At 71.3% G+C, this 21,594-nt stretch carries 16 protein-coding genes and 1 pseudogene; 8 read left to right on the forward strand and 9 right to left on the reverse strand.

The features are described from left to right. The first annotated feature begins 153 nt into the window (after positions 1-153). Entirely contained in the window at positions 154-1,182 is a 1,029-nt protein-coding gene (locus WME96_RS04400; protein ID WP_437288924.1) for a hypothetical protein, read from the forward strand. A gap of 124 nt (positions 1,183-1,306) precedes the next feature. On the opposite strand, the gene WME96_RS04405 is transcribed toward WME96_RS04400, so the two are convergent. Both WME96_RS04405 and WME96_RS04410 read right to left on the reverse strand, forming a co-directional pair. Continuing rightward, the gene (locus WME96_RS04405; protein WP_437288925.1) at positions 1,307-2,944 is read right to left on the reverse strand and encodes an endo-1,3-alpha-glucanase family glycosylhydrolase; all 1,638 of its coding nucleotides are present in this window, start codon (positions 2,942-2,944) and stop codon (positions 1,307-1,309) included. 527 nt (positions 2,945-3,471) lie between these two features. Continuing rightward, a complete protein-coding gene (locus WME96_RS04410) occupies positions 3,472-3,999 on the reverse strand; it encodes a hypothetical protein (protein WP_437288926.1) in 528 nt (175 codons plus the stop codon). A 279-nt stretch (positions 4,000-4,278) separates the two neighbouring features. Here WME96_RS04410 and WME96_RS04415 point away from each other — a divergent pair, with 279 nt between their 5' ends. Beyond that, on the forward strand, positions 4,279-4,785 hold the full coding sequence (locus WME96_RS04415; RefSeq protein WP_437288927.1) for a DUF1993 domain-containing protein: 507 nt from the start codon (positions 4,279-4,281) through the stop codon (positions 4,783-4,785). Between the two features lie 345 nt (positions 4,786-5,130). On the opposite strand, the gene WME96_RS04420 is transcribed toward WME96_RS04415, so the two are convergent. Continuing rightward, on the reverse strand, positions 5,131-5,406 hold the full coding sequence (locus WME96_RS04420) for a hypothetical protein (protein ID WP_437288928.1): 276 nt from the start codon (positions 5,404-5,406) through the stop codon (positions 5,131-5,133). 350 nt (positions 5,407-5,756) lie between these two features. Here WME96_RS04420 and WME96_RS04425 point away from each other — a divergent pair, with 350 nt between their 5' ends. Next, positions 5,757-8,009: a prolyl oligopeptidase family serine peptidase gene (locus WME96_RS04425; RefSeq protein ID WP_437288929.1), complete on the forward strand. Its 2,253-nt coding sequence runs from the start codon at positions 5,757-5,759 to the stop codon at positions 8,007-8,009. A 106-nt stretch (positions 8,010-8,115) separates the two neighbouring features. Here the strand turns inward: WME96_RS04425 and WME96_RS04430 are convergent, their stop codons facing one another. Further along, positions 8,116-9,438: a trypsin-like serine protease gene (locus WME96_RS04430; RefSeq protein WP_437288930.1), complete on the reverse strand. Its 1,323-nt coding sequence runs from the start codon at positions 9,436-9,438 to the stop codon at positions 8,116-8,118. 583 nt (positions 9,439-10,021) lie between these two features. Between WME96_RS04430 and WME96_RS04435 the strand changes: the two genes are divergently transcribed. After that, positions 10,022-10,903, forward strand: a complete 882-nt coding sequence (locus WME96_RS04435; protein WP_437292273.1) for a transglutaminase-like domain-containing protein — start codon at positions 10,022-10,024, stop codon at positions 10,901-10,903. A gap of 63 nt (positions 10,904-10,966) precedes the next feature. Here the strand turns inward: WME96_RS04435 and WME96_RS04440 are convergent, their stop codons facing one another. From WME96_RS04440 to WME96_RS04455, 4 genes are all read right to left on the reverse strand, one after another. Beyond that, a complete protein-coding gene (locus WME96_RS04440; protein WP_437288931.1) occupies positions 10,967-12,112 on the reverse strand; it encodes a hypothetical protein in 1,146 nt (381 codons plus the stop codon). A gap of 185 nt (positions 12,113-12,297) precedes the next feature. Further along, positions 12,298-13,512 (reverse strand): FecR domain-containing protein, encoded by a 1,215-nt coding sequence (locus WME96_RS04445; RefSeq protein WP_437288932.1) that lies wholly within the window; start codon positions 13,510-13,512, stop codon positions 12,298-12,300. Next, complete coding sequence (locus tag WME96_RS04450) at positions 13,509-14,183, reverse strand: RNA polymerase sigma factor (protein WP_437288933.1); 675 nt, start codon at positions 14,181-14,183, stop codon at positions 13,509-13,511. Before WME96_RS04450 ends, WME96_RS04445 begins: the two co-directional genes overlap by 4 nt. A 73-nt stretch (positions 14,184-14,256) precedes the next feature. Continuing rightward, on the reverse strand, positions 14,257-15,234 hold the full coding sequence (locus tag WME96_RS04455; RefSeq protein ID WP_437288934.1) for a hypothetical protein: 978 nt from the start codon (positions 15,232-15,234) through the stop codon (positions 14,257-14,259). A gap of 237 nt (positions 15,235-15,471) precedes the next feature. Here WME96_RS04455 and WME96_RS04460 point away from each other — a divergent pair. The 4 genes and pseudogenes from WME96_RS04460 to WME96_RS04475 all read left to right on the forward strand — a co-directional run. Further along, positions 15,472-16,242, forward strand: a pseudogene (locus tag WME96_RS04460) (hydroxylamine reductase); the annotation flags it as partial. Positions 16,243-16,313: 71 nt separating this feature from the next. Continuing rightward, a complete protein-coding gene (locus tag WME96_RS04465) occupies positions 16,314-17,216 on the forward strand; it encodes a LysR family transcriptional regulator (protein ID WP_437288935.1) in 903 nt (300 codons plus the stop codon). An 83-nt stretch (positions 17,217-17,299) separates the two neighbouring features. Further along, positions 17,300-17,737: a DoxX family protein gene (locus tag WME96_RS04470; RefSeq protein WP_437288936.1), complete on the forward strand. Its 438-nt coding sequence runs from the start codon at positions 17,300-17,302 to the stop codon at positions 17,735-17,737. A gap of 225 nt (positions 17,738-17,962) precedes the next feature. Next, on the forward strand, positions 17,963-19,687 hold the full coding sequence (locus tag WME96_RS04475; RefSeq protein WP_437288937.1) for an ABC transporter substrate-binding protein: 1,725 nt from the start codon (positions 17,963-17,965) through the stop codon (positions 19,685-19,687). A gap of 9 nt (positions 19,688-19,696) precedes the next feature. Here the strand turns inward: WME96_RS04475 and WME96_RS04480 are convergent, their stop codons facing one another. Further along, complete coding sequence (locus tag WME96_RS04480) at positions 19,697-21,532, reverse strand: CotH kinase family protein (RefSeq protein ID WP_437288938.1); 1,836 nt, start codon at positions 21,530-21,532, stop codon at positions 19,697-19,699. Between the last annotated feature and the right edge of the window lie 62 nt (positions 21,533-21,594).

Below are 21,594 nucleotides of genomic sequence, written 5' to 3' on the forward strand. Positions count from 1 at the left end.
GCGCACGAGCGCTCATCGGAGCGTCGTTTGACGGGGCCTCTTCGCGGAGGCCGCCGGGGCGCGCTCGCCGATGCACGTCAATCGCAGGTTCCGCCACGCACGCCGGCCTTCTCCGCGCAGGCGTGAACGGACGTGCTTTGCCAGGAGTGTCTCATGGTCATGAAGAACGCCGTGTCGATGCAGCCCCACCCTCGTCGTCCGTCGCGCGCCGCGCGGTCGTGCGCCGGCGCCGCGCTCCTGCTCCTCGGAGCCGTCGGCGCCGCCGCCTGCACCGCCGGAGCGCAGGACGAGGCGGAGAGCCTCGGGGAGGCCAGCCTGCTCGGAACTTATGATCTCACGAGCCGCTACACGGGCGACGTCCAGCAGACCCGCGGCTGGATCATCGAATGGGAGGTCCCCGTGCTCCTGAACGCGAGCGAGGCCTGGGCCGCCGTGGGGCAGTGGTACTTCAACCTCGAGTCGGGCATCTACCACAACCCGAGCGGCTGGCACGTCTACTACTTCGCAGATGACAACGGCATCACGGGGAACCACCCGAGCTGCGCCCTCGGCACCTGGGACGGCGGGAGCCTCTGCGAAGGCGCGCTCAGCTCGCTCCAGCCCGGGCAGCGCGTCGCCTTCAAGTACGAGTGGTGCACGCCCGCGCGCGTCGCCGACGTGAACGGCGCCCAGATCTGCCTCTATGTCGACATGAAGGATGGCGCTGGGTGGCAGTTCCTCGCGCAGGACGCCCGCTCGACCGTCGAGATGTACGCGCACGACATCGAGCATTTCCGCGACGTCGGCCCGGAGTACACCGAGCCGCAGTTCTCCTGCGAGGCGCCCATCAAGATGATCCGCCAGGAGGTGAAGACGACCTCGGGCGCCTGGCAGACCATGACGGGCGCGAGCACCTGGTCGTTCCACGACGCCGCGCCCTACGTCTACCAGAACAAGAACCTCACCGCGTCGCCGGCGACCTGGGAGGCCTGCACGGCGTCTGACGGCGGCGGCGGGAACGACTGCGGCGGCGCGCTCGTGTGGGCGCCGGCGCAGGCCTACCCGCCCTCGACCCAGGTCACCGACGGCGGCAAGCTGTACTCCGCGAAATGGCACATCGGGTGGTCGCACCCGAGCTGCCCGCCGAGCAACCCGGCCTCCTGGTGCCCCGCCGAGTGGACCGAGATCGGCCCCTGCAACTGACCGCTATCCCGGCGCGCCGCTCCCCGCGGCGCGCCCCTTCATGCCCCGGGATCCCCGGCGCCTTCGTGGTGCGTGCCATTCCCGTCCGCGCGCCGCTGCCAACAGGATGCACAGGGCGCAGGATTCAGGGGAGCCGATCTTGCGGCAGGTCGTCCTGGACTCCGTCGACCACCGGGCGCGACGAGCTCCCGGCGCGGTACATGAGGTCCTGCCAGACGATCGTGCCGCGCGTGGGGAAGGCGCTCGTGAGATCGATGACGGTCGCGCCGTTCCTGACGAGCTGGAACGCGGGTCGGTCGTTCGCGTGCAGGGGCACGTCGAAGAACTGCAGCCCTGCGCCGACGTCCTTCCCGTCGGTCGTGCCGCCCGACGTGATCTGGAGGCGCCCGCTCGACTTCAGCATGCCGAGCGCGAAGACCCGATCGACGAAGGGAACGTCGTTCTTCGACTTGAACGCCGTGGGCTGCTTCGTGGCGTCGGGCCGCGCGGCGCTCAGGTGCATGCGGTGCGCGTAGTACAGGACGTCGCGCACGATCGTCGGCTGCCGGCGCGTCTTGAACCAGGTGGAGTAGTAGGCCGTCAGGTCGTACGTCGCGTACTGCATGGCCGAGTTGGGCCTCAGGCCGTGGCCCTCGTAGTGGTCGTTCCAGGTGAGGATCTGGACCATCTTCACGCCCGTATCGATGGCCGCCTTCCAGCTCTTGTACTGCGTCTGAAAGCCCGCGGTCTCGACCACCTTCAAGGCGCTCGGTCGGTGGTCCGTGTGGCTGACGGGCGGAGCATAAGGAATGCCGTTCGCGTCGCCCCAGGCCTTCAGGGTGCTCAGGCCCGACGTGAAGTTGCTGCTGTAGGGGAGGTTGTCCCAGCGCGAGAAGACCGAGCCCGCCATGAAGGGCTTCATCGCGTTGCGGTTCTCCTCCTTCGGATCGAGCAGGGAGCCCCACATCGTCGCGTCCATGCCGTGCGCCGTCTTGAGCTGATCGAAGAGCTCCACGTACCAGGACGCGGGGAGCACCTCGGGCCTGAAGCTGCCGATGAGGTACTTGCCATTGCGCTTCATCCACGAGGGGTGGCTCTTCAGCGTGGCGAGGTCGTCGGCCACGTCTCGAGGATTGTTGTCCTCGGGCTTCCTCCCGGAGAGGATGTGGCTGTCGATGTTGGGGATGATGTAGAAGGGCGCGGCCGGGTTCGCGGCGTTGAACTCGTCGGCCGCGTCGAACATGTTGGTCAGCCACTTCCAGCGGCCGTCCGCGGGCCCGAACCAGAAGTTGAACAGGAAGCCATCGATGCCGACGGCCGCGGCCGTCTCGATGTCGAACCGCATGTCGCGCTTGCGCCAGTCGGCCTCCGTCGGCGGGACGGGCAGGATCGGGATGGGCCGATCGCGCAGCCACCCGCCGATCGACGCGTACTGCCCCGTGGGCTGGAGCCAGCCCGTGTACTCGTCGACGGACTTGCCGGCGGTCGTGGTGAACCGCCGAACGGGGAAGTTGTGCCAGTGGGCGAAGACCTTGTACTCGCTGGACGCGAGCTCGGCCCTCGACGGCATGTCGAAGGGCAGGAGGGCGTTGTTCATCTCGAACGGCGCCTTGGCCGCGGCCGCCGCGGCAGCGCTGGCGGATGCGGCGCTTTCCTCGGAGGGCGCCGACACCTCATGCTCCTGGAGCTCCGTCCGGTCCAGCGCGTCACCCGGCTCGGCGTCGGGCATCGCGCAGGCGGACAGCGCCGCCGCGCCAGCGAGGAGGGCGAAACCGTACTTCAACCGGGAAAAGGACAAGCTCGGCAAAGGACCCTTCTTTCTTCGATCGGCACCGATCGATTCCATGACGAGGCCTGCTTCACCCTCGCTCGTGCGCTCGCGGGGTCGATCTCGCATCCACGGGGGCCTCACGCTCTCGTGAGCCGCGCGGCGGGCGACCGAGGGGCTCGGCGTGGGGTCACTCTCCTCACGCCGGCGCGGTCTGCTCACCTCTCCAGGGCACACCGGGAGGACAAACACCATCGTGCGCGCACAGGCGCGCACGTGCCGCCCTCCGTGACCTTGAAGCTGCCGTCACCGGATGAACCCGGGATATCGAAAGGAATACAACGCTCACGAAGCTACTCTTGCATGATATGTCGTGATCGCCTGACTGGCAACCACAAAAGCCATGTTTGGCCTCATGGCCTCTCGCGAGGCCTGAATATTTGGGGTGGCACTGGATGCGTCGAGCTCTCCGCCTGAAGCGTCGAGCGCCTCTCGCGCGCGAGGCGGGCTGGCGCGGAGCACCGTGGCTCCGCGCTGCGGGCTCACATACCGCCGCAGGCCTCGTACTGCGACTTACACACGTCCATCGCCGCCTGCTCCACGCAAGGCGCGCAGTCCGCCGTCAACCCCTCGCCGGCGCACTCGGACGCGCACGCGTCGGCGCAGATGTCCGCCGCGCACACGCAGGCGATGAGCGCGTCCGTCTCGGGGTCCTGGCTGAACGCCGTGCTCGGATCGCAGCCTGGCACGCAGGCGCAGCAGATGCCGTCGCCCGGACAGCACCCGTCGCCGCGCCCCGTGGGGCAGGAGCAGTCGCTGCCGTCTTGTTCCATGCACGGCCCGTAGCCGCTGCCGTCGGCGAGGCACGTGGCGACGCCCGGCTCCTGGATGGCGTGGCAGGTGCACGACATGGTCGTTCCCGGCGCGCAGGCCGTACCGGTGGCCGAGCTCGCGCTGGTCGAGCTGGCGGTCGACCCGCCGCTCCCGGTCGGATCCGGGTCGGTCGTCGTGGAGCCGCACGCGACCGAGAGCGCAGCCGTGATCATGCAGAGAGAGAGGATGTTTCGCATGGTCACACCCTATATCCCGCCGCCGGCTTCGACGTCGAGTTGCATCGAGCCGCTCCCTCGAGGGCGCTCGCGCGGTGGAGTCCGCGGGGGCGGCGCGCGAGGGCCGCGCTGGAGCGTGGGACGGTGCGGGCGGCGCCGGCGTGACATCGCGCTTGCGCGAGGGGGGTGGCGTCTCTATGTTCGCGCCCGCGCTTCCCCGACGGCGGTGCCTCTGCGCCGCGCTGCGTATGTCGTGCGGGGGCTGCGCGGCTCGTACCGTGCGGTAACAAGGAGATGAAGATGGCGATCTCGATGTATCAGGCCTCGGTCCCTGTGTTCGTGAGGATGTTCGGCAACCTCTCGGCGATCCTCACCAAGGCCGCTGCGTATGCCGAGGCGAAGAAGATCGAGCCGCGCGTACTGCTCGACGCGCGCCTCGCCCCGGACATGTTGTCTCTCACGCGTCAGGTGCAGATCGCCTCGGACTCGGCCAAGGGCTGTGGGGCGCGTCTCGCCGGGGTCGATGTCCCGAAGTTCGAGGACAACGAGGCCAGCTTCGACGAGCTACAGGCGCGCATCGCGAAGACGGTGGCGTTCCTGAACAGCCTGCGGCCCGAGCAGATCGACGGCTCCGAGGATCGCGACATCTCGATCCCCACGCGCGGCCAGGCGTTGCAGTTCAAGGCCCTGCCTTTCCTGCTGCACTTCGCCCTGCCCAACTTCTATTTCCACGTGACGACCACCTACGCCATCCTGCGCCACAACGGCCTGGACATCGGCAAGATGGACTACCTCGGCCAACCCTGACGAGCGGCGGTCACCCGCTGCGGAGACGGGCCCACCTCGACGTTTTCGGTGCTCGGCGTACGAGAGTACGCCTGCGCGCCGAAAACGCCGATCTGGGCCCGTCTCCTGTGCGGGTGACCGCCGCTCGGTGCCGTAGGTGCCAGTTCCGGCCGCCCCAGATCATTCCCACCTTTTGACGCACGGTAGGCCCGCGGAGAGGGTGTTCTTCGCGCGGGGTGGGGGATGGGCCGATGTCTGAGCCTTCGAATCGAGGCATCCGGCTTGCCGGATGCCTCGATTCGAAGGCGAGTTCGGCGGGGCCCCCACCCCGCGCGAAGAACACCCTCTCCGCGGGCCGGGCCGCCCCTATCTCTCGCCCTCTTCCCCGTCGTCCTCCGGAGGAGGAGCCGGCCGCTCGCCCGCCGCCACCTGGAGCTCCCGGACGATCGAGAGCAGCGCAGGACAGCAGAAGCGCTCGACGACCGACCCGTCCGGCGCGAGCTCGAAGCTCGGCGGCCCGCCGTGCATCGGACACGCCACGTCGGCGTACTTCGACTCGAGATCCTTCAGGACGCTCTCATCCACCTCGCGGACCTCGATGTCCCCGGCCCCGAGCGCTTCTTCCTTCTCGTAGATCGCCATGCGGCGCACGCTAGCACGAAGAGCACCGCGCCTCGCGCGCTCACCTCGTCGCCCGACGACCTCATCTTCCGGCGCAGGGACGTCAACAGCCGTCCGAGATCAAGAGACAAAATAGCAGCGCCGCCGGGCGCCTCGGGGGGTAGCGGAGGCCGCCGGCGGTGCTGGCCGTCGGATAAGCACCCTCCGTACCAGGCGCAGATCCCCGAAATCCCCGCGTTATGTCCAGGGTACCGCCCCGACACCTTTCGATCCTGCGAGGCACGGGCTTGCACGGCTGCAGGATCGCGACCCCCGGGCCGCCGGGCCGATTCTTCCTCGCGGCGCCCGCGTCGGCGGCTAGCTTCGCAGCCATGAGCCGCCCGCACACGACCACAGCCGTCACCCTGGCGCTGCCGCTGCTCGCGGCGTGCAGCGCGCCCTCGCCCCGACCGTCGGAGCCGCCCGCCGCGGCCTCGACCGCCGCCGCCCCGCCGCCGCCCGCCACGCCCGCCACCCCTGGAAGCGGAGCGCGCCTGCCGTATCCGGAGGCCGCGAAGCGGCCGGTCACGAACGAGTACCACGGCACCCGCGTCGTCGACGCGTACCAGTGGCTCGAGGACGGAAGCTCCCCCGAGGTCCAGCGCTGGATCGCCGAGCAGAACCGGCTCACGCGCGGCTACCTCGACGCGCTGCCCCTGCGCGCCGCCGTCCGGGCGCGCGTCCAGGAGATCCTGTCGGCGACCTCCGCGAACTACTTCGCGCTCGACGAGGCCGGCGGACAGCTCTTCGTGCTCAAGGCGCAGCCGCCGAAGCAGCAGCCTTCCCTCGTCGTCCTGAGGTCCGCGAGCGAGCCTGCGTCCGAGCGGATCCTCGTCGACCCGGAGGTCGTCGACCCGAAAGGGCACACGACCATCGACTGGTTCGTCCCCTCGCGCGACGGCAAGAAGGTCGCTGTGTCCATGTCCGAAGGCGGCACCGAGAACGGCACCGTGCGCGTCTACGACGTCGCGACTGGCAAGGAGACGGGCGACACCGTCCCTCACGCGAGCAGCGGCACCGCGGGCGGCAGCCTCGCGTGGAGCGGGGACGGCAAGGGGTTCTACTTCACCCGGCACCCGCACCCCGGCGAGCGCCCGCAGGAGGACATGGGGTTCTTCCAGCAGATCTACTTCCACAAGCTCGGCACGCCGGAGAAGGAAGACCAGTACTCGCTCGGCAAGGAGTTCCCCCGCATCGCCGAGGTGGACCTCACGACGAGCGAGAGCGGCAAGCTCGTGCACGCCAGCGTGCAGAACGGCGACGGCGGCGAGTACTGGCACTACCTCCTCGACGCCTCGGGCAAGTGGACCCGCTTCGCCGACCTGCCGGACAAGATCATCCGGGTGAGGTTCGGCGTCGACGACCGCCTCTACCTCCTGTCGCGCAAGGACGCGCCGCGCGGCAAGGTGGTGCGCCTCGCCCCGGGCAAGCTCGACCTCGCGCAGGCGGAGCTCGTGGTTCCCGAGGGCGAGGCGGTGATCCAGGACTTCCTGCCCACGAAGGCCCGGCTCCACGTCCTGGATCTCCTCGGCGGCCCGTCCCAGGTCCGCGTCTTCGACCTGAAGGGCAAGGCGCTCGGGGCGGTGCCGATCCCGCCGATCTCCTCGGTGCGCCAGCTCGTGCGCGCGGCCGGCGACGACATGCTCTTTCGCGGCGTGAGCTACACCGAGCCGGCCGCCTGGTACGCGTACTCGGCCAGGGACGGCAAGGTGACGAAGACCGCGCTCGCGATGACGGCCCCTGTCTCCTATGCCGACGTGGAGGTCACCCGCGAGGTGTGCACCTCGAAGGACGGGACCAAGGTGCCAGTCAGCGTCCTGCGCCGCAAGGGGACGGCGCTCGACGGGACCGCGCCGGCGCTGCTCACGGGATACGGGGGGTACGGGGTCAGCCTGTCTCCCGGGTTCAACCCGCTCTGGCGGCTGTGGTTCGACCAGGGAGGGGTGTTCGCGGTCGCCAACCTGCGGGGCGGCGGCGAGTTCGGCGAGGCGTGGCACCGCGGCGGCAACCTGCTCAACAAGCAGAACGTCTTCGACGACTTCGCCGGGTGCGCGAGGTACCTCGTCGACAGGCGCTTCACGAGCCCGGAGCGGCTCGCCATCCTCGGCGGATCGAACGGCGGCCTGCTCATGGGCGCGCAGCTCACGCAGCACCCGGAGATGTACAAGGCGGTCGTCTCGCACGTCGGCATCTACGACATGCTCCGGGTCGAGCTCACCCCGAACGGCGCCTTCAACGTGACCGAGTTCGGCACGGTGAAGGATCCCGCGCAGTTCAAGGCGCTTTACAGCTACTCGCCGTACCATCATGTCAAGGACGGGACCGCGTATCCGGCCACCCTGTTCCTGACCGGCGCGAACGACGCGCGGGTGGATCCGTTCCATTCGCGGAAGATGGCGGCGCGGATGCAGGCGGCCACGTCGGGCGCGGCGCCCATCCTGCTCAGGGCGAGCGGCTCGACGGGCCACGGGCTCGGGACGCCGCTCTCCGAGCAGATCGAGGAGCAAACCGACGTGTTCTCGTTCCTCTTCCAGCAGCTCGGGCTCGATTTCCCGCCGGCGAAGGGGGAGGGCGCGCCCCGGTGACGAAGCGGCCGCGGGCCGCGCGCCCGGTCAGGCGTGCGGCCGCGGCCCGGTCGAGGCGCGCCTCGGTCGACGCGCCTCGATTCACCAGGTCTTCACAGATCCCGGACTACCAGGTGCTGAAGTAGGCCCACGCCTGGTTGCCGGCGGACGCCTCGAAGCAGTAGCCGCCGTTGCGCTTCGCGGGCAGCGTGATGTTGCCGCCCGTGCAGCTCACGACCGTGTTGTTGACCTCGAACGTGCGGCCGCTCGCGAAGTTGCCGCAGTTGGCGCCGGTCAGGTTCGCCGTCGTCTCGAAGCAGCGCGCGCCGGTGCCGAGGTTGCCCGAGTTGTAGCTCGCGCTCGTGAACACGGTCGGGCTCGTGCACAGGCTGGCGCACGGCGTCGTCCCGCTGCTGGGCTGGCAGACCCCGGCCACGCAGTTCGCGCTGGTGCAGTCCGCGTTGACGCTGCAGGTATCGCCGTTGGCGCAGTCGGCCGTGCAGGTGCCGCCGCAGTCGACGTCGGTCTCGGTCCCGTTCTTCACGCCGTCCGTGCAGGTCGGCGCGGTGCCGCCGTTGATCACGCTGACGCCGAGGCCCTGGAGCCACGACGTCACCGTGTAGCGCGCCGAGGTGTCGAGCCGCGTGTGCCAGTTGGTCTGCGACGGGTTCGAGCCGGGCGCGGACGGGAACGTGTAGTAGGCGTTGACGCCCACGACGATGAGATCGGTCGAGCTCTGGCGGTAGAGCGGGCCGCCCGAGTCGCCGGGGCACAGGCTGGCGTACGAGGTGCTGGCGTAGTAGCCCGGCGTGAGCACGTACGACGCCGCGACGTCGTTGATGGCGGTGCCAGAGACGTAGGAGCCGGGGTGATTCAGGATCGAGGAAGCCGCGGCGGTGAGGTTCTGGATCTTGAAGAGATTCGACATCCCTGCGCCGGGCGTCTCGCAGCCGTAGCCGGTCGCGACGACGGGATCCCCCACCGCGACCGCCGCCCCGTCCACCACGGCCGCCGGGATCGTCGGCGAGAGCTCGTTGACGACGACCACCGCGAGGTCGGGCGTGTATCCCGGGTTCAGGACGTTGACCCCGCAATCGGGCGCTCCCGCCGCCCGCGCTGCGGTGCAGTCCGCGATCCACTGCGGGTGGATGTACGTCTGCTCGATCGTCAGGTTCACGTAGGGCGAGATCGGGGGCGTGTTGTCGGCGCTGACCGAGTAGATCCCGCCCGGCCCGAACCACGGCTCCACCGTGGCGGTGTACAGGTCATCCACGCAGTGAGCTGCGGTCAGGAAGTGACGCGGTCCGACCTTCGCCGCGGTGCAGCCCCCCGCGAGGACGGTGGAGGCGTATTGCGACTCGAGCGCCGGCGTCCCGCCGATCAGCTCGTCGTTCGCCGCGGCGATCTCCTCGGAGGTCTCGTCGTAGCCCTCCACGCTGCAGGCGACCAAGCACAATGAGAGCAAAGCATAGACAGGTGCGCGCACTGGTTGCTTCTCCTGTCGTCCCGATGCGCGATGGCCCCGCGCGCCGCCGCCTGCCTCGCGCGCGCCCCTTGGGTGGCCCGCGAGCCCGCCTGTCGCGCCCGCGCCCCGCGAGCCGCTCTGAGCGCGGCCTCGGGGCGCGGATGCGCGGATGTCAGGGGGTCGCGTGCCCCTTCAGGGGTCCACGTCGAGCGCTCAGGAAGCGCGGCCGTCCGGTGGGACTGCCCGCGCGGGATCACGTCGTGATCGGTCCGACGCTCCCTGTCTAGTCCGTCCGGTAGCCACCCTCCAACTCGCAAACAGCATGGACGTGATGCACGTGATGCATAGCACAATCGCGACGCCAGCGATGACGCGCAACTTCGGCCGTCTGCAGTCCGCACCTGCCATGAACCGATTAAGTGTTCCGCTCGCGGTGCTGTCGACGCAGATGTCCCCCGGGATCGCGCTGTCGCGCCGCACGAGCTTCCCGATTTCCCGCCTTCATGACAAGCTCCTCCGGGCCGACGGCAGCACCCCCCGGAACAACACCGCTCGTGGAGGACGCACGATGAAGGCATTTCAGGAGATCCTCGACTTCTACACGCGCCCCGCGGCCATGACGTCCGCCGGCGCGCACGCGCCCCGGCTCGACGATCTGCCGCGCGACGTGCCCTCGCTCGTCCGCGTCGTGCAGGGCCTCTTGCTGCACCAGCACTGGGCGCATGCCTACGGCGTGGAGCTCTCGGACGAGCGCCGCGACGAGTCCCACCTCCGTCCGGTGGACCGGATGCTGGATCGCCTGCTCGCCCACGACGCGCGCCCGCTCTCCGCCGCCCGGCCGCTCGAGACGCGCCTCGTCGGCACCTGCCGCCAGTTCACCGTGCTCCTCGTCGTCCTGCTGCGCGCCAAGGGGGTCCCCGCGAGGGCTCGCTGCGGCTTCGCCGGGTATTTCAACCCCGGCTACTTCGTGGACCACTGGGTCTGCGAGTACTGGAACGCCGCCGAGGCGCGCTGGGTCCTCGTCGACGCGCAGATCGACGACGCCCAGCGGGCGGCGCTTCAGCCCGACTTCGACCTGCTCGACGTGCCGCGCGACCGCTTCGTCGTCGCGGGCGACGCCTGGGCGAAGGGCCGCGCCGGGGAGGCGGATCCGATGAAGTTCGGCTTCCTCGACGAGGGCGGGCTCTGGTTCATCGACGGGAACATCGTGCGCGATCTCGCGGCGCTCAACGGCATGGAGATGCTGCCCTGGGATTGCTGGGGCGCGATGAGCCGCCCCGAAGAGCCGCACGGGGACGAGCGGCTCGCGCTGTTCGACCGGCTCGCCGCGGTCACGCGCGCGCCCGACGCGCGCTTCGCCGAGCTGCGCGCGACCTATGAGGGCGACGATCGCCTGCGGGTGCCGGCGACCGTCCTCAACGCCGTGCTGAACCGTCAAGACACGATCTGAACGGCCGCCGCCCGCCCCGCGTCCGGCCCCGGAGCGCAGCCCTCCTGCTCCGGGGGCCCGGGCTCACCGCGGGATATCGAACGGCTGGCACACGCCGTTCGAGCACACGTCGCTGGCCCAGCAGCAGTCCGAGCTGGCCGCGCACTCCCCACCTGACTCCTGGCAGGTCTCGCCGTCGCCCGGATCCTCGCCCGGATCCTCGCCCGGATCGCTGCCGCCTTCGCCCGAGGGCGGGTCGTCGTCCTCGCACGTCGTGTGGCACGGCCCCGGCGTCACCGTGAGCGTGTCCGACGGGTACTTGCTCGGCGACGCGTGCACGTAGCTGATGGTCGCGTCGCCGAAACCCGCCGCGCCGAACGCCGAGGCGCTCAGCCACACGTCGTACACGACGCGGTAATCCCAGTCCGGCGTCTCCGCGCCCGGAGTGTAGTTTTCGTCCGTGGCCGGCGAGTCGACCGTGTACTCGCCATAGCCGCACGCGTTGAGATCGCGGTCGAGCGACGTGGTGGCAGCGACGATGGCGCTCGCGTCCCCGAGGAGCATCTTGCCCTCTCCGCCGAGCACGCCGAGCGACCCGTAGCCGGAGGGCTTCGCCTCGTCTTCCGAGAGATAGTCGACGTAGAAGTCGAGCACGAGCGCGCCTGTCCCGTCCGTGATCTGGAACTGGGCCTTGTCGCTGCCCACGAGATCCTTGAACGTGTGGCCCTTGTGCCCCTTCGGCTTCGGCGCGTCGCCGGGCTTCGGCGCGTCGCCGGGCTTCGGCGCGTCGCCGGGCTTCGGCGCGTCGCCGGCCTGCTCGCCGTCGCCCCAGCCGATCGCCGTCTCGCCGTACGTGTTGTCGACGAACGCAGGGTTCAGCGTCAGCCGCACGTGCACGAGCTCCTCGCCCTCGGCGATCTCGACGACGCGCTCGACGAAGGCCATCGGGGTGGTCTGGTCGCCGTTCGCGTAATAACAGTCGATCTCGGCGGTCTCCTCCACCGCGGTGAAGCGGCTGCGCCCGCCGCACGACAGCGGATCGAGGGCCGCGGTGATGGGATCGCCGGCGCCCGACAGGCCCGATCCCGGGAAGCTCGGGGCGGGCGTGCTCCCGCCCTCGTCCGAAGTGACGCACTCTTCCCCGGAGACGACGCCGCCGCCGGCCGTCCCGGTGCTCGGCCCGGTGCAGGCCGCGCCGACGACCGCGAGACACAGCAGCCCAACACCCACCGATCCTGTGAACGCAAAGGAACGCATAAGTCCTCCCTGCTCGAAGACGAGCACGACGTGGAGCGCGCCACGCGACGCCGGTCGCGGGGCGCGATGATCTCCTCGATGCAGTGGAAGTAACCGGAGGCGCCGAGAGCAGGCAGCCGTTCGTCAAAAAAGACGCGAGGGCCGTCGGCCGCGGGCGATCACGGGCGCACGCCGCCGGCGCGGGACGCGGACGTGGCCTCCTCGCGCCCGAAGCCCCGCGGGTAGTCCTTGAGGTACCGGCGCGCCTCGGCCGCGGTCCGGTCCTTGTCGCCGAGCATCTCGATCGCCCGCAGCCGCTCCACGCGGGCGATCTCGGCGAGCGGCGAGTCCGGGTAGCGGCCGAGGAGGCGGTCGAGCCGCTCGAGCGCCCGCCTGGGCTGCCCCTGCCTCCGCGCCTCCATCGCGCCCTGGAGCAGCTCGTTCTCGGCCGCCAGCGACGCGCGCGCCGGCCCTCCGCGCGCCCCGCGCGGCGCGCCGGCCCCGCCCTCGTCGCCCTCTCGCGCCGAGCCGTCCTGCTCCCGCGGCGGCGCCTCCGCGTCGTCGCGCTGTCCCTCTTCGGGCGGGTCCGGCCGGCGGGCCGGCTCCTCGTCGCGCGACGACCACGTCTCGCCCGGGCTCAGGAAGCGCTCGACCTCGCCGCGGCGCACCGCGACGCGCCCGTCGACGACCGCCACGCGCGTCTCGGCCGCCTCTCCCGCCGCGCCGGGCTGCCGCTCGACCGAGAACCGCGTCCCGTGGACCGTGACCACGGCGTCCGCGGTGCGCACCGACAGGGTCACGCCCGCCGGCAGCGGCGGCACGTCGACCGAGATCCGCCCCCGATCGAGGGCGACGATGTCGTCGAAGCGGTCGCGCCCGGCCCCGGACGGCGTGAACCTCACGCGCGTCGAGGGCCCGACCTCGACGGTGGCGCCCGTCGCGAGCGACGCCTTCGCCATCGCGCCCTCGCCGGTCCGCAGCTCCTCGCCGCTCGTGAGCGGCACGAGGGCGCGCGACGGCGGCGAGCGCGTCGCGTCCCCGGCCGCGATCTCGACCGCGCCCTGGAGCGCCGTCACCTGCGCCGCGGCGTCGGGGAGGGGGCGCGCCCGGAACACGACCGCGACGCCGGCGGCCGCCGCGGTCAGGGCGGCCGCGAGCGCCGCCGCAGCGACGGCGGTGCGCCTCCGCCGGGCAGCGCGGGCGCGCCGCGCCGCTTCCTCGGCGGCGAGCCGGTCGATGCGGCCGGCGATCTGCTGCTGGAGGTACCGCGCCTGGGCCCTGGGCAGCGGCGGCACCGGCTGCGCGACCAGCGCCCGCAGCGAGGCCTCCACGCTGTCCACGCTGGCCGCCGCGCGGCGATCCTCCGGGATGGCGTCGACGTCGTCCTGCTTCATCGTAGTACCTCGGGTCGGGCGGGGTCGTTTCGCGTCGCCGCGCCGGATTCCCAGCGCGCCTGGAGCTCCCGCCGCCCCCGCGACAGCCGGGACTGGGCCGCGGCCGCGGAAACGCCGGTCAAATCTGCGATTTCATTGAGGGAATAGCCCATGACATGGAGCAGCAGCGCGGTCGCGCGGTCGCCGTCCATGGCCGCGAGGTGCCGTCGCAGCGCCTCGAGGTCGCGGTGCGCGCTCACCTCCCGCTCGGGGTCGGCGCTCCGCGCGGGCGGCTCGGGCCCGGCCTCGGGGGCCGGCGTGCGATCGATGACCTTGCGCTCGCGCCGGCGGGCGCGCAGCGCGCTCAGCCCGACGTGGCAGGCGATGACGGACGCCCAGCCGGCCAGGCTGCACTCCCCCGCGAAGCGGCGCTTCGTGAGCGTGCTCACGATCTGCTCGAACGCGCCCTGCACGAGGTCGGCATGGTCCTGCTCCCGGCAACCCAGGATCCGGTACAGGGTCCGGTCGACGACGGGAAGCAGGTGCTCGTACAGGCGCAGGCCGATCCCTCGCTCGCCCCGCTGGAAGGCGAGCAGGAGCTCCTCGTCGCTGACGGGCGCGGGTTGCTCGGCGCCTGGGGTGGAGACGAGCCTGAGCCGGCGGCTCGCTGGTCGTGGCTCGGCGGTTCCCATGGTGGTGGAGTAGCCGCTCCGCCCGAAAGCAGGCTGAGCCGCTGATCTTCCTCTCGCGGCGGCGCCTCGCCGCCTACCGCAGGCGGAGCTGGAGCCCCAGCATCCCGGTGAAGCCGCCCCTCGGCAGCGTGGTCTTTGGTTTCGGGTGCACCTCGAGCGCGGTCCCGTGGATCCGCACGAACGCCTCGGCGCTGCCGAGGAGGGCCACGCTGCCGCCTTCGGGCCACAGGAGGTCCACCGCCGTGCGCGTCCCGAGGGCCCACCCGTGCCCCGCCTCCGGCGGCTTCTTCGGGTCCTCCGAGGAGGCCGTCACCCAGTCGACGGTGGCCTCGAGCCGCGCCCGCACGAGCGCGTCGATCGGGCGGATGGGCGCGGCGAGGCCGCCTCCGCCGCCGAGCGTGAGCCACTGGACCGACAGCCCCGGGGCCGGCTCGCGCAGGGCCGCGGCGTAGGACACCGACAGCGTCCCGAAGAACCCCGATCCCCGGTCGAGCGCCGTGGCCATGACCCAGCCGCCGGCCCGCGCCGGTCCGCCATCGAGCCCGCTCCCGGCGAGCCCGCCGGCGCCGACGAACCAGCCCAGCGGGCGCGGCGGCTCCGTCGCCGCGGCCTGGTCGGCGCCCGCGGCCTGGTCGGCGCCCGCGGCCTGGTCGGCGCCCACGGCCGGGTCGGCGCCCACGGCCGGGTCGGCGCCCGTCGGCGCGGGGGGCGTCGGGGCGCCGGCGCGCTCCGCCGCCAGGGCGGCGACCAGCAGCCCCGCGGTGCGGTAGCGGTCGGGCAGCGGGTCCTCGGCGCGGAACTCGATCTCGCGCGACGACAGCGTGCCCTCGGGGGAGCCGAGCGAGGCGACGTCGACCCGCAGGCGCAGGTGGTCCGGCCCGTCCAGCCAGACCACGGCGAGCGCCCTCACCGCCGTCCCGGTGCGCTTCGGGTCGCCGAGCGCGCAGCCGCCGCCCCCCGCGGCGCGAGAGCACGCCTCCACGAGGATCGCCGCGAGCTCGCCATCCACGGCGGGACCCGACGCAAGCTCGACGACGATCGGGGCCGCCACGCAGACTCTACCCGGGGCCGACGCTACCGACGGAGAGGGGCCAAGGCAAGACGCAAGACGGAGATGAGCCGCGCAGCGCCGTCGCGCCGCGGCGCCCGCGGACCGGGAGGCGGCGCCAGGCGAGGTCAGCCGTCCCGGGCTGCACCGTTTGCGCCCGCGCGCCGCGCTTGCGCCGCGCCGGCGCGGCGCGGCGCAGCGGCGGCGATCTCGGGTTCCGCCGCGCATCGCCGCCGAGGTCAGAACCAGAAGGCCGAGTTCGTGGCGTTCTCGGGGCCGATCCTGATGACCTCGAACTGCGTGCTCGTCCCGAGGGAAGCCTCCCGCGAGCGCCTGTTCACCGCCGGCGTCACCGCGGTGCCCGGCGGCCGGCGCGTGAAGGGCAGCGACTTCTCCGAGGTCATCCGGATGGCGCTCGCGAGCCCGCCCTTGCCCGACGAGCTCGTCCGCGAGACGGAGGTCGGCTACCATCACGAGGCGATCCTCGCGCACGCCGGCGCGATCGTGGACGCGGTGAAGGCCGGGCAGATCAGCCGGTTCTTCCTGATCGGCGGCTGCGACGGGCCCGCGGCGGCGCGCAGCTATTACACGGACTACGCGGCGCAGACCCCGGCGGACTCGTTCATCCTGACGCTCGGCTGCGGCAAGTACCGTATTCGCAACCAGGACCACGGCACGCACCTCGGCTTGCCGCGGCTCCTCGACATGGGGCAATGCAACGACGCCTATGGCGCCATCCGCGTGGCCAGCGCGCTCGCCGAGGCGTTCGGCTGCGGGGTGAACGATCTGCCCCTCACGCTGGTGATCTCGTGGCTCGAGCAGAAGGCGGTGGCGGTGCTCCTCACGCTGCTCAGCCTGGGCGTGAAGGGCATCGTGCTCGGGCCGCGCCTGCCGGCCTTCCTCTCGCCGAACGTGCTGCGGCTGCTCCAGGAGCGCTACGACCTCCGGCTGACCGGCAGGGCGCCCTCGGTCGACCTGCTCCAGCTCCACCGGGCGCCCGCGAGCGCCTGAGTCGACCGCGCGCCCGCGTCGCGGGTTGTTCTCGGTTGCGAACAGTTCGCGCCCTCGCGCACAGTGGGCGCATGATCGACCCGCTCTTCGACGATCTCCCCGGCATGCTCTGCTTCGCGCGCGTCGTGGAGCGCCGATCCTTCACCGCGGCCGCGGCCGAGCTCGGGGTGTCGAAGTCGATGGTGAGCACCCGGGTCGCGCGCCTGGAGGAGCGCCTCGGCGAGCGGCTGCTCGTGCGCACGACGCGCAAGCTCACCGTCACGGACGCCGGCATGAACCTCTACGCGCGCTGCGCCCGCGTGCTCGAGGAGGCCACGGCGGCGGTGCGGGGCGCCTCCGACGCCGACCGAGGCCGGATCCGGCTCAACGCGCCGGTCAGCTTCGCGCAGATGTACCTGGCGCAGCCGCTCGCCCGGTTCCTCAGGGCGACCCCGGGGGCGCACGTCGAGCTCGCGCTGAACGACCGGCTGGTCGACCTCGTGGAGGAGCGCGTCGACCTCGCCATCCGGATCACGAAGCTCAGGGACTCGAGCCTCGTCGCGCGCCAGATCGCCGTGACGTCGCTGAACGTGGTCGGCGCGCCGGACTACCTCGAGCGGCGGGGGCGGCCCGAGCAGCCGGGGGATCTGCTGGGCCACGACTGCCTGCGCTACCTCCACCTGCGCGTCGAGGACGAGTGGCGCTTCTACGGCGCCTCGGGGCGCATCGCCGTCCCCGTCACGGGCCCGCTCACGGCGAACAACGGCACGGCGCTGCGCGAGGCGGCCGTGGCCGGCGTCGGCCTCGCGGTGCTGCCGCGCTTCATGGTCGACGAGGACCTCCGGGTCGGGCGCCTCGTCGCGCTGCTCGAGCGGTTCGCGCCGCGGCCGATGGGCGTCTACGCGGTGCACGCCGCCGGCCGGCGCCCGCCCGCGCGGGTGCGGCGGCTCATCGACTTCCTGGCGGCCGCGTTCCGCGGGACGTCGTGGGCGTAGCCGGCAGATCGTTCTTCTGCGAGAACAATTCGTTCCCGAGCGCGCTCTACCGCGCCGCGGCTCCGCGGCTTATTCATCGAGCCATGGAACAAACACTCATTCACCGTCTCGACACCACCCTCTCTGTCCCCCGCTCGGCCGACCTGGCCGCGCTCACGTTGCGCCTCGGCCTCGGCGCCGTGTTCCTGGCGCACGCGCTCGCCAAGCCGCTCGTGTTCACGATGCCGGGCACCGCGGCGTTCTTCGCCGCGAGCGGCTTCCCGGGCTGGACGGCGTACCCGGTGTTCCTCGCCGAGCTGCTCGGCGGCCTGGCGCTGCTGGCCGGGTTCAGGACGCGCCTTGTCGCGCTGGCGCTCTTGCCGGTGATGGCCGGCGCGCTGCTCGTGCACCTCCCCAACGGCTGGATGTTCTCCGGTCAGGGGGGCGGCTGGGAGTACGTCGCCTTCCTCATGATCGCGCTCGGCGCGCAGGCCCTCCTCGGCGACGGCGCGTTCGCCCTGGGGCGGCGGCAGCGCGCGTAGCTCGGCGCCGCCCGGGCCCGCTCCCGCGGGCGGGCCCGGGGACACTGGCCTTCTGCAGGTTGACATGCTCCGAGGTGAACCGGTAAAGTCCGCGCCCTGATGGGTCGCGTTTCGACGCGAGGGGCGGTCCGACGTCGCATGGTTTTGCCGTACCGGGCGGCGGCGCCGCCTGATGGGGCTGACGTGGACTGTCGCGGGGACGAATCGCCCGCGTGGAGCATGCCGATGAAGACTCGAACCATGACGCGCCGCGTGTTCGCGCTGGCGGCGCTGGCCCTCTCGGCCGGCGTCGCGGGCTGTCCTTCCAGGGACGAGGCGCGGCCCGCGCCCGGCCCGAGCGCCTCGGGGGCCGCGCCGCAGGGCGCGGCGCCGGCGCAGAAGGGCGCCGCGTTCGTCACGATCTCCAGGGAGCAGCAGGCCTCCTGGGTGCGCAACTTCAACCCGCTGCTCGCCGAGGGGAGCGTCCGTTTTCCCACGCTCGCCGGCATCTACGAGCCGATGCTCGTCTTCAACACGATGAAGGGCGAGTACACGCCGTGGCTCGCGACGAAGTACGCGTGGAGCGACGGGAACAAGAAGCTCACCTTCACGACCCGATCCGGCGTCAAGTGGTCGGACGGGCAGCCGTTCTCGGCGAAGGACGTGGCGTTCACGTTCGCGCTCCTGAAGAAGCACCCCGCGCTCGACCTCTCGGGGGTGTGGAAGTTCGTCGAGTCCGTGAAGGCGACGGACGACGCGACCGTCGAGTTCGCGCTGGCGCGGGCTTACGTCCCGGGGCTCAGCTACATCGGCCACCAGCCGATCGTGCCGGAGCACAAGTGGAAGGACGTCGCCGACCCGGTGACGTACGCGAACGAGAACCCCGTGGCGACAGGCCCGTTCACCGAGGTGAAGGTCTTCCAGAACCAGGTCTACGAGCTCGGCAAGAACCCGAACTACTGGCAGCAGGGGAAGCCGGCCGTCGACGGGCTCCGCTTCCCGGCGTACCCGGGCAACGACCAGATCAGCCTGGCGATCATCAACGGCGAGGTCGACTGGGCGGGCGCGTTCGTCCCCGAGATCGAGAAGGTCTATGTCGCCAAGGACCCGGCGAACCACCATTACTGGTTCCCGCTCGTCGGCGGCATGGCCACGCTCTACCCGAACAGCACGAAGAAGCCGTTCGACGACGCGCGCGTGCGCAAGGCGATCAGCATGGGCATCGATCGGGCGCAGATCGTCAAGATCGCGTCCAACGACTACACCCAGCCGGCGGACGCGACCGGGCTCGACGACTCCTACGACCGCTGGCGCAACCCGAAGGCCGTGGCGTCGGGCGACTGGGTGAAGCTCGACGTGGCCAGGGCGAAGCAGCTCCTCGACGAGGCCGGATGCACCGTGGGCCCGGACGGGATCCGGGTGAAGGACGGCAAGCCGATGCGCTTCGAGATCAACGTCGTCACCGGCTGGTCCGACTGGGTCCGCGCTGTCCAGATCATCGCGCAGAACCTGAAGCAGCTCGGCATCGACGCCTCGCTCAAGGCGTACGACTTCAGCGCGTTCTTCGAGGCGCTCCAGAAGGGCACGTTCGACATGTCGATGGGGTGGACGGTCGTCGAGCCCACGCCCTACAACTACTACCGCGAGCTCATGTCCGCGGAGCTCGTGAAGCCCGTCGGCGAGGCGAGCGCGCGCAACTGGCACCGTTACGGCGACAGGGAGGTCGACAAGCTGCTCCAGCAGTTCGAGTCGGCGACGGAGTTCGCCGAGCAGAAGCGCATCCTCGACGAGGTGCAGATGCTCTACGCGCAGAACGCGCCGGTGATACCGCTCTTCAAGAACCCGTCCTGGGGCGAGTACAACACGAAGCGCTTCACGGGCTTCCCCACCCGGGAGAACCCGTACGCCAAGCTGTCGCCGAACAACCCGCCGGAGTACCTGCTCGTCCTGACCGAGCTCAGGCCGAGGTGATCCCGGGCGTCAGGGCAGCCTGCAGATGTAGGGCAGCTCGGCGTCGCAGGGCATGTCGTTCCAGCGACCGCTGGCCCCGTTCGCGAGCTGCACGCAGTCCTCGCCGCGGCCGGCGTCGTTCGGCTCGCCGCCGTTCCAGCGGTCGTAGTCGAGCGGCGTGCCGTCGGTCCACGCGAAGTCGCCCTCGGACTCCGCGTCGGTGAGCCCGATCCACCAGTCGCCCTGCTGGACCTCGGAGGCGGCCGAGAACACGAGATCCTGCGTCTCCCTGTCGTGGATGGACACGAGGTGCCCGTCCTGCGCGATGCAGTCGCGCTCCGCATCTTCCCACGTCGCGGGCCTGAAGCAGAGCGCGAGGGCGCCGCCGTCGGGCAGCGGGTGCGGGGCGCAATGCGGGCACGACGGATCGTCGTCCACGACCCCGTCGCAGTCGTTGTCGACCAGGTCGCACAGCTCGGGGGCGCCCGGGTACGCCGAGGCGTCGTTGTCGTCGCAGTCCACGTCGCAGCCGGAGGAGAGGTCGCCGTCCGCGTCGATCCCGGCGGGGTCCTCGCACGCGAGCCCCGCCCGCACGCTGGCGGGGCGGTCGTTCAGGAAAGCGATGGTGGCGTCGATGTACGCGCCGACGTCCTCGGGGCTCGTGTCCAGGCGCGGATCCTCGAGCACGTGGGGCCAGATGAGCGCGCGCGCCGCTTCGGCGTCGCTCGCCAGGTCGAGCTCCGACGCGCGCTCGAGGACGCGCTCGAACGCCGCCGTGAGCGCCCGCCGGCACGGCGGCGAGGCGGTGCACATCTGCTCGAGGCGGGCGACGCCGCCGAAGGGGTAGAGGTCGTCCTCGAAGGTCTGATCGAGGCCCCACGGCAGGAAGGTCCAGCGGCCGTCGTCCGGGCGCCGCGCGATGAAGTAGTTGTTGCGCAGCCAGACATAGCCGTCCCAGTGGCCGATGAAGGTCTCGGTGGCCGCGAACGCGAGGTAGCGCTCCATGTCGATGCGCTGCGACGCGTCGGCGAGGAACGTGTCCGGGTCGTTCATGCCGTCGAGCGCCTCGACGAGCTCGACGAGATCGGCGAACGCGACGTCGTCGCCGTTGTCCTGATCGAAGGTGTCGATGAGCTGGGGCTCGAGATCGCTCCCGTACGCCCCCTCGTACAGGTTGCCCTCGTGGTCGCCGAGCCAGCGGTCCAGAAAGCGAGGGTTATCCGCTGCTTCCACGGTGGTGTACAGGCCGTAGAGCGAGCCGTTCAGCCAGACCGTCGCGTGGGCCGAGCGCGCCGCGGGCACGTCCATCGCGCGGAACAGCGCGTAGGCCAGGCGCTCGTGGATCATGCTGTGGTCCTGGACCATGTTGTTGAGCGCGAGCTTCTCCACCCCGAGCAGGGTCTGGTCGTCGGTGAACTCGTCGAACTTCAGCAGGAAGGCGGCCTTCTGGTCCAGGGTCCGGAACGACCCGTGCTCGCCCTTGAGCCGCACGCCGATCTCGGAGAGCTCGATGACCTCGCCGTCCAGCGTCACCGTGAGCTGCCCGGGGACGTACTCGTCGGGTATCGCGTCGAGCTGATCGATCGAGGCCCGAGAGAGCGTGATGTCGAACCGCGGGACGCTCGTGCCGGCGAAGAGTGGCGCTGCGGCATCGGGGGGCGAGGGCTGCTCCCCGCCGGAGCCGCCGGAGCCGGGGCCGGAGCCGGCGCCGCCCAGGCCGCCGGTGCCAGATGCGCCACCCGAGCCGCCGACGCTGCTGCCGCTCGGCCGGGGATCCTCGGTGGAGTCGCCGCACGCGGCGAGCAGCGCAAGGGATATCGCGAGCGGACCGGTCCAGCTCGAGGAATGTTGGAATGACGTTCTCACGTTCCGTCTCTTTTACATGGGTTGTTCGCTGCTTGCACGTCTCCTCGAGTTGATGTGCATCC

It is taken from the genome of Sorangium sp. So ce406 (genome assembly GCF_051474675.1).
GTDB lineage: Bacteria > Myxococcota_A > Polyangia > Polyangiales > Polyangiaceae > Sorangium > Sorangium cellulosum_G.

Coding starts and splice junctions, on each gene's coding strand:
- WME96_RS04435 (WP_437292273.1), top strand. CDS start 10,022: ATGAAGGCATTTCAGGAGATCCTCGACTTCTACACGCGCCCCGCGGCC.
- WME96_RS04410 (WP_437288926.1), bottom strand. CDS start 3,999: ATGCGAAACATCCTCTCTCTCTGCATGATCACGGCTGCGCTCTCGGTC.
- WME96_RS04465 (WP_437288935.1), top strand. CDS start 16,314: ATGATCGACCCGCTCTTCGACGATCTCCCCGGCATGCTCTGCTTCGCG.
- WME96_RS04425 (WP_437288929.1), top strand. CDS start 5,757: ATGAGCCGCCCGCACACGACCACAGCCGTCACCCTGGCGCTGCCGCTG.
- WME96_RS04470 (WP_437288936.1), top strand. CDS start 17,300: ATGGAACAAACACTCATTCACCGTCTCGACACCACCCTCTCTGTCCCC.
- WME96_RS04420 (WP_437288928.1), bottom strand. CDS start 5,406: ATGGCGATCTACGAGAAGGAAGAAGCGCTCGGGGCCGGGGACATCGAG.
- WME96_RS04450 (WP_437288933.1), bottom strand. CDS start 14,183: ATGGGAACCGCCGAGCCACGACCAGCGAGCCGCCGGCTCAGGCTCGTC.
- WME96_RS04400 (WP_437288924.1), top strand. CDS start 154: ATGGTCATGAAGAACGCCGTGTCGATGCAGCCCCACCCTCGTCGTCCG.
- WME96_RS04445 (WP_437288932.1), bottom strand. CDS start 13,512: ATGAAGCAGGACGACGTCGACGCCATCCCGGAGGATCGCCGCGCGGCG.
- WME96_RS04475 (WP_437288937.1), top strand. CDS start 17,963: ATGAAGACTCGAACCATGACGCGCCGCGTGTTCGCGCTGGCGGCGCTG.
- WME96_RS04415 (WP_437288927.1), top strand. CDS start 4,279: ATGGCGATCTCGATGTATCAGGCCTCGGTCCCTGTGTTCGTGAGGATG.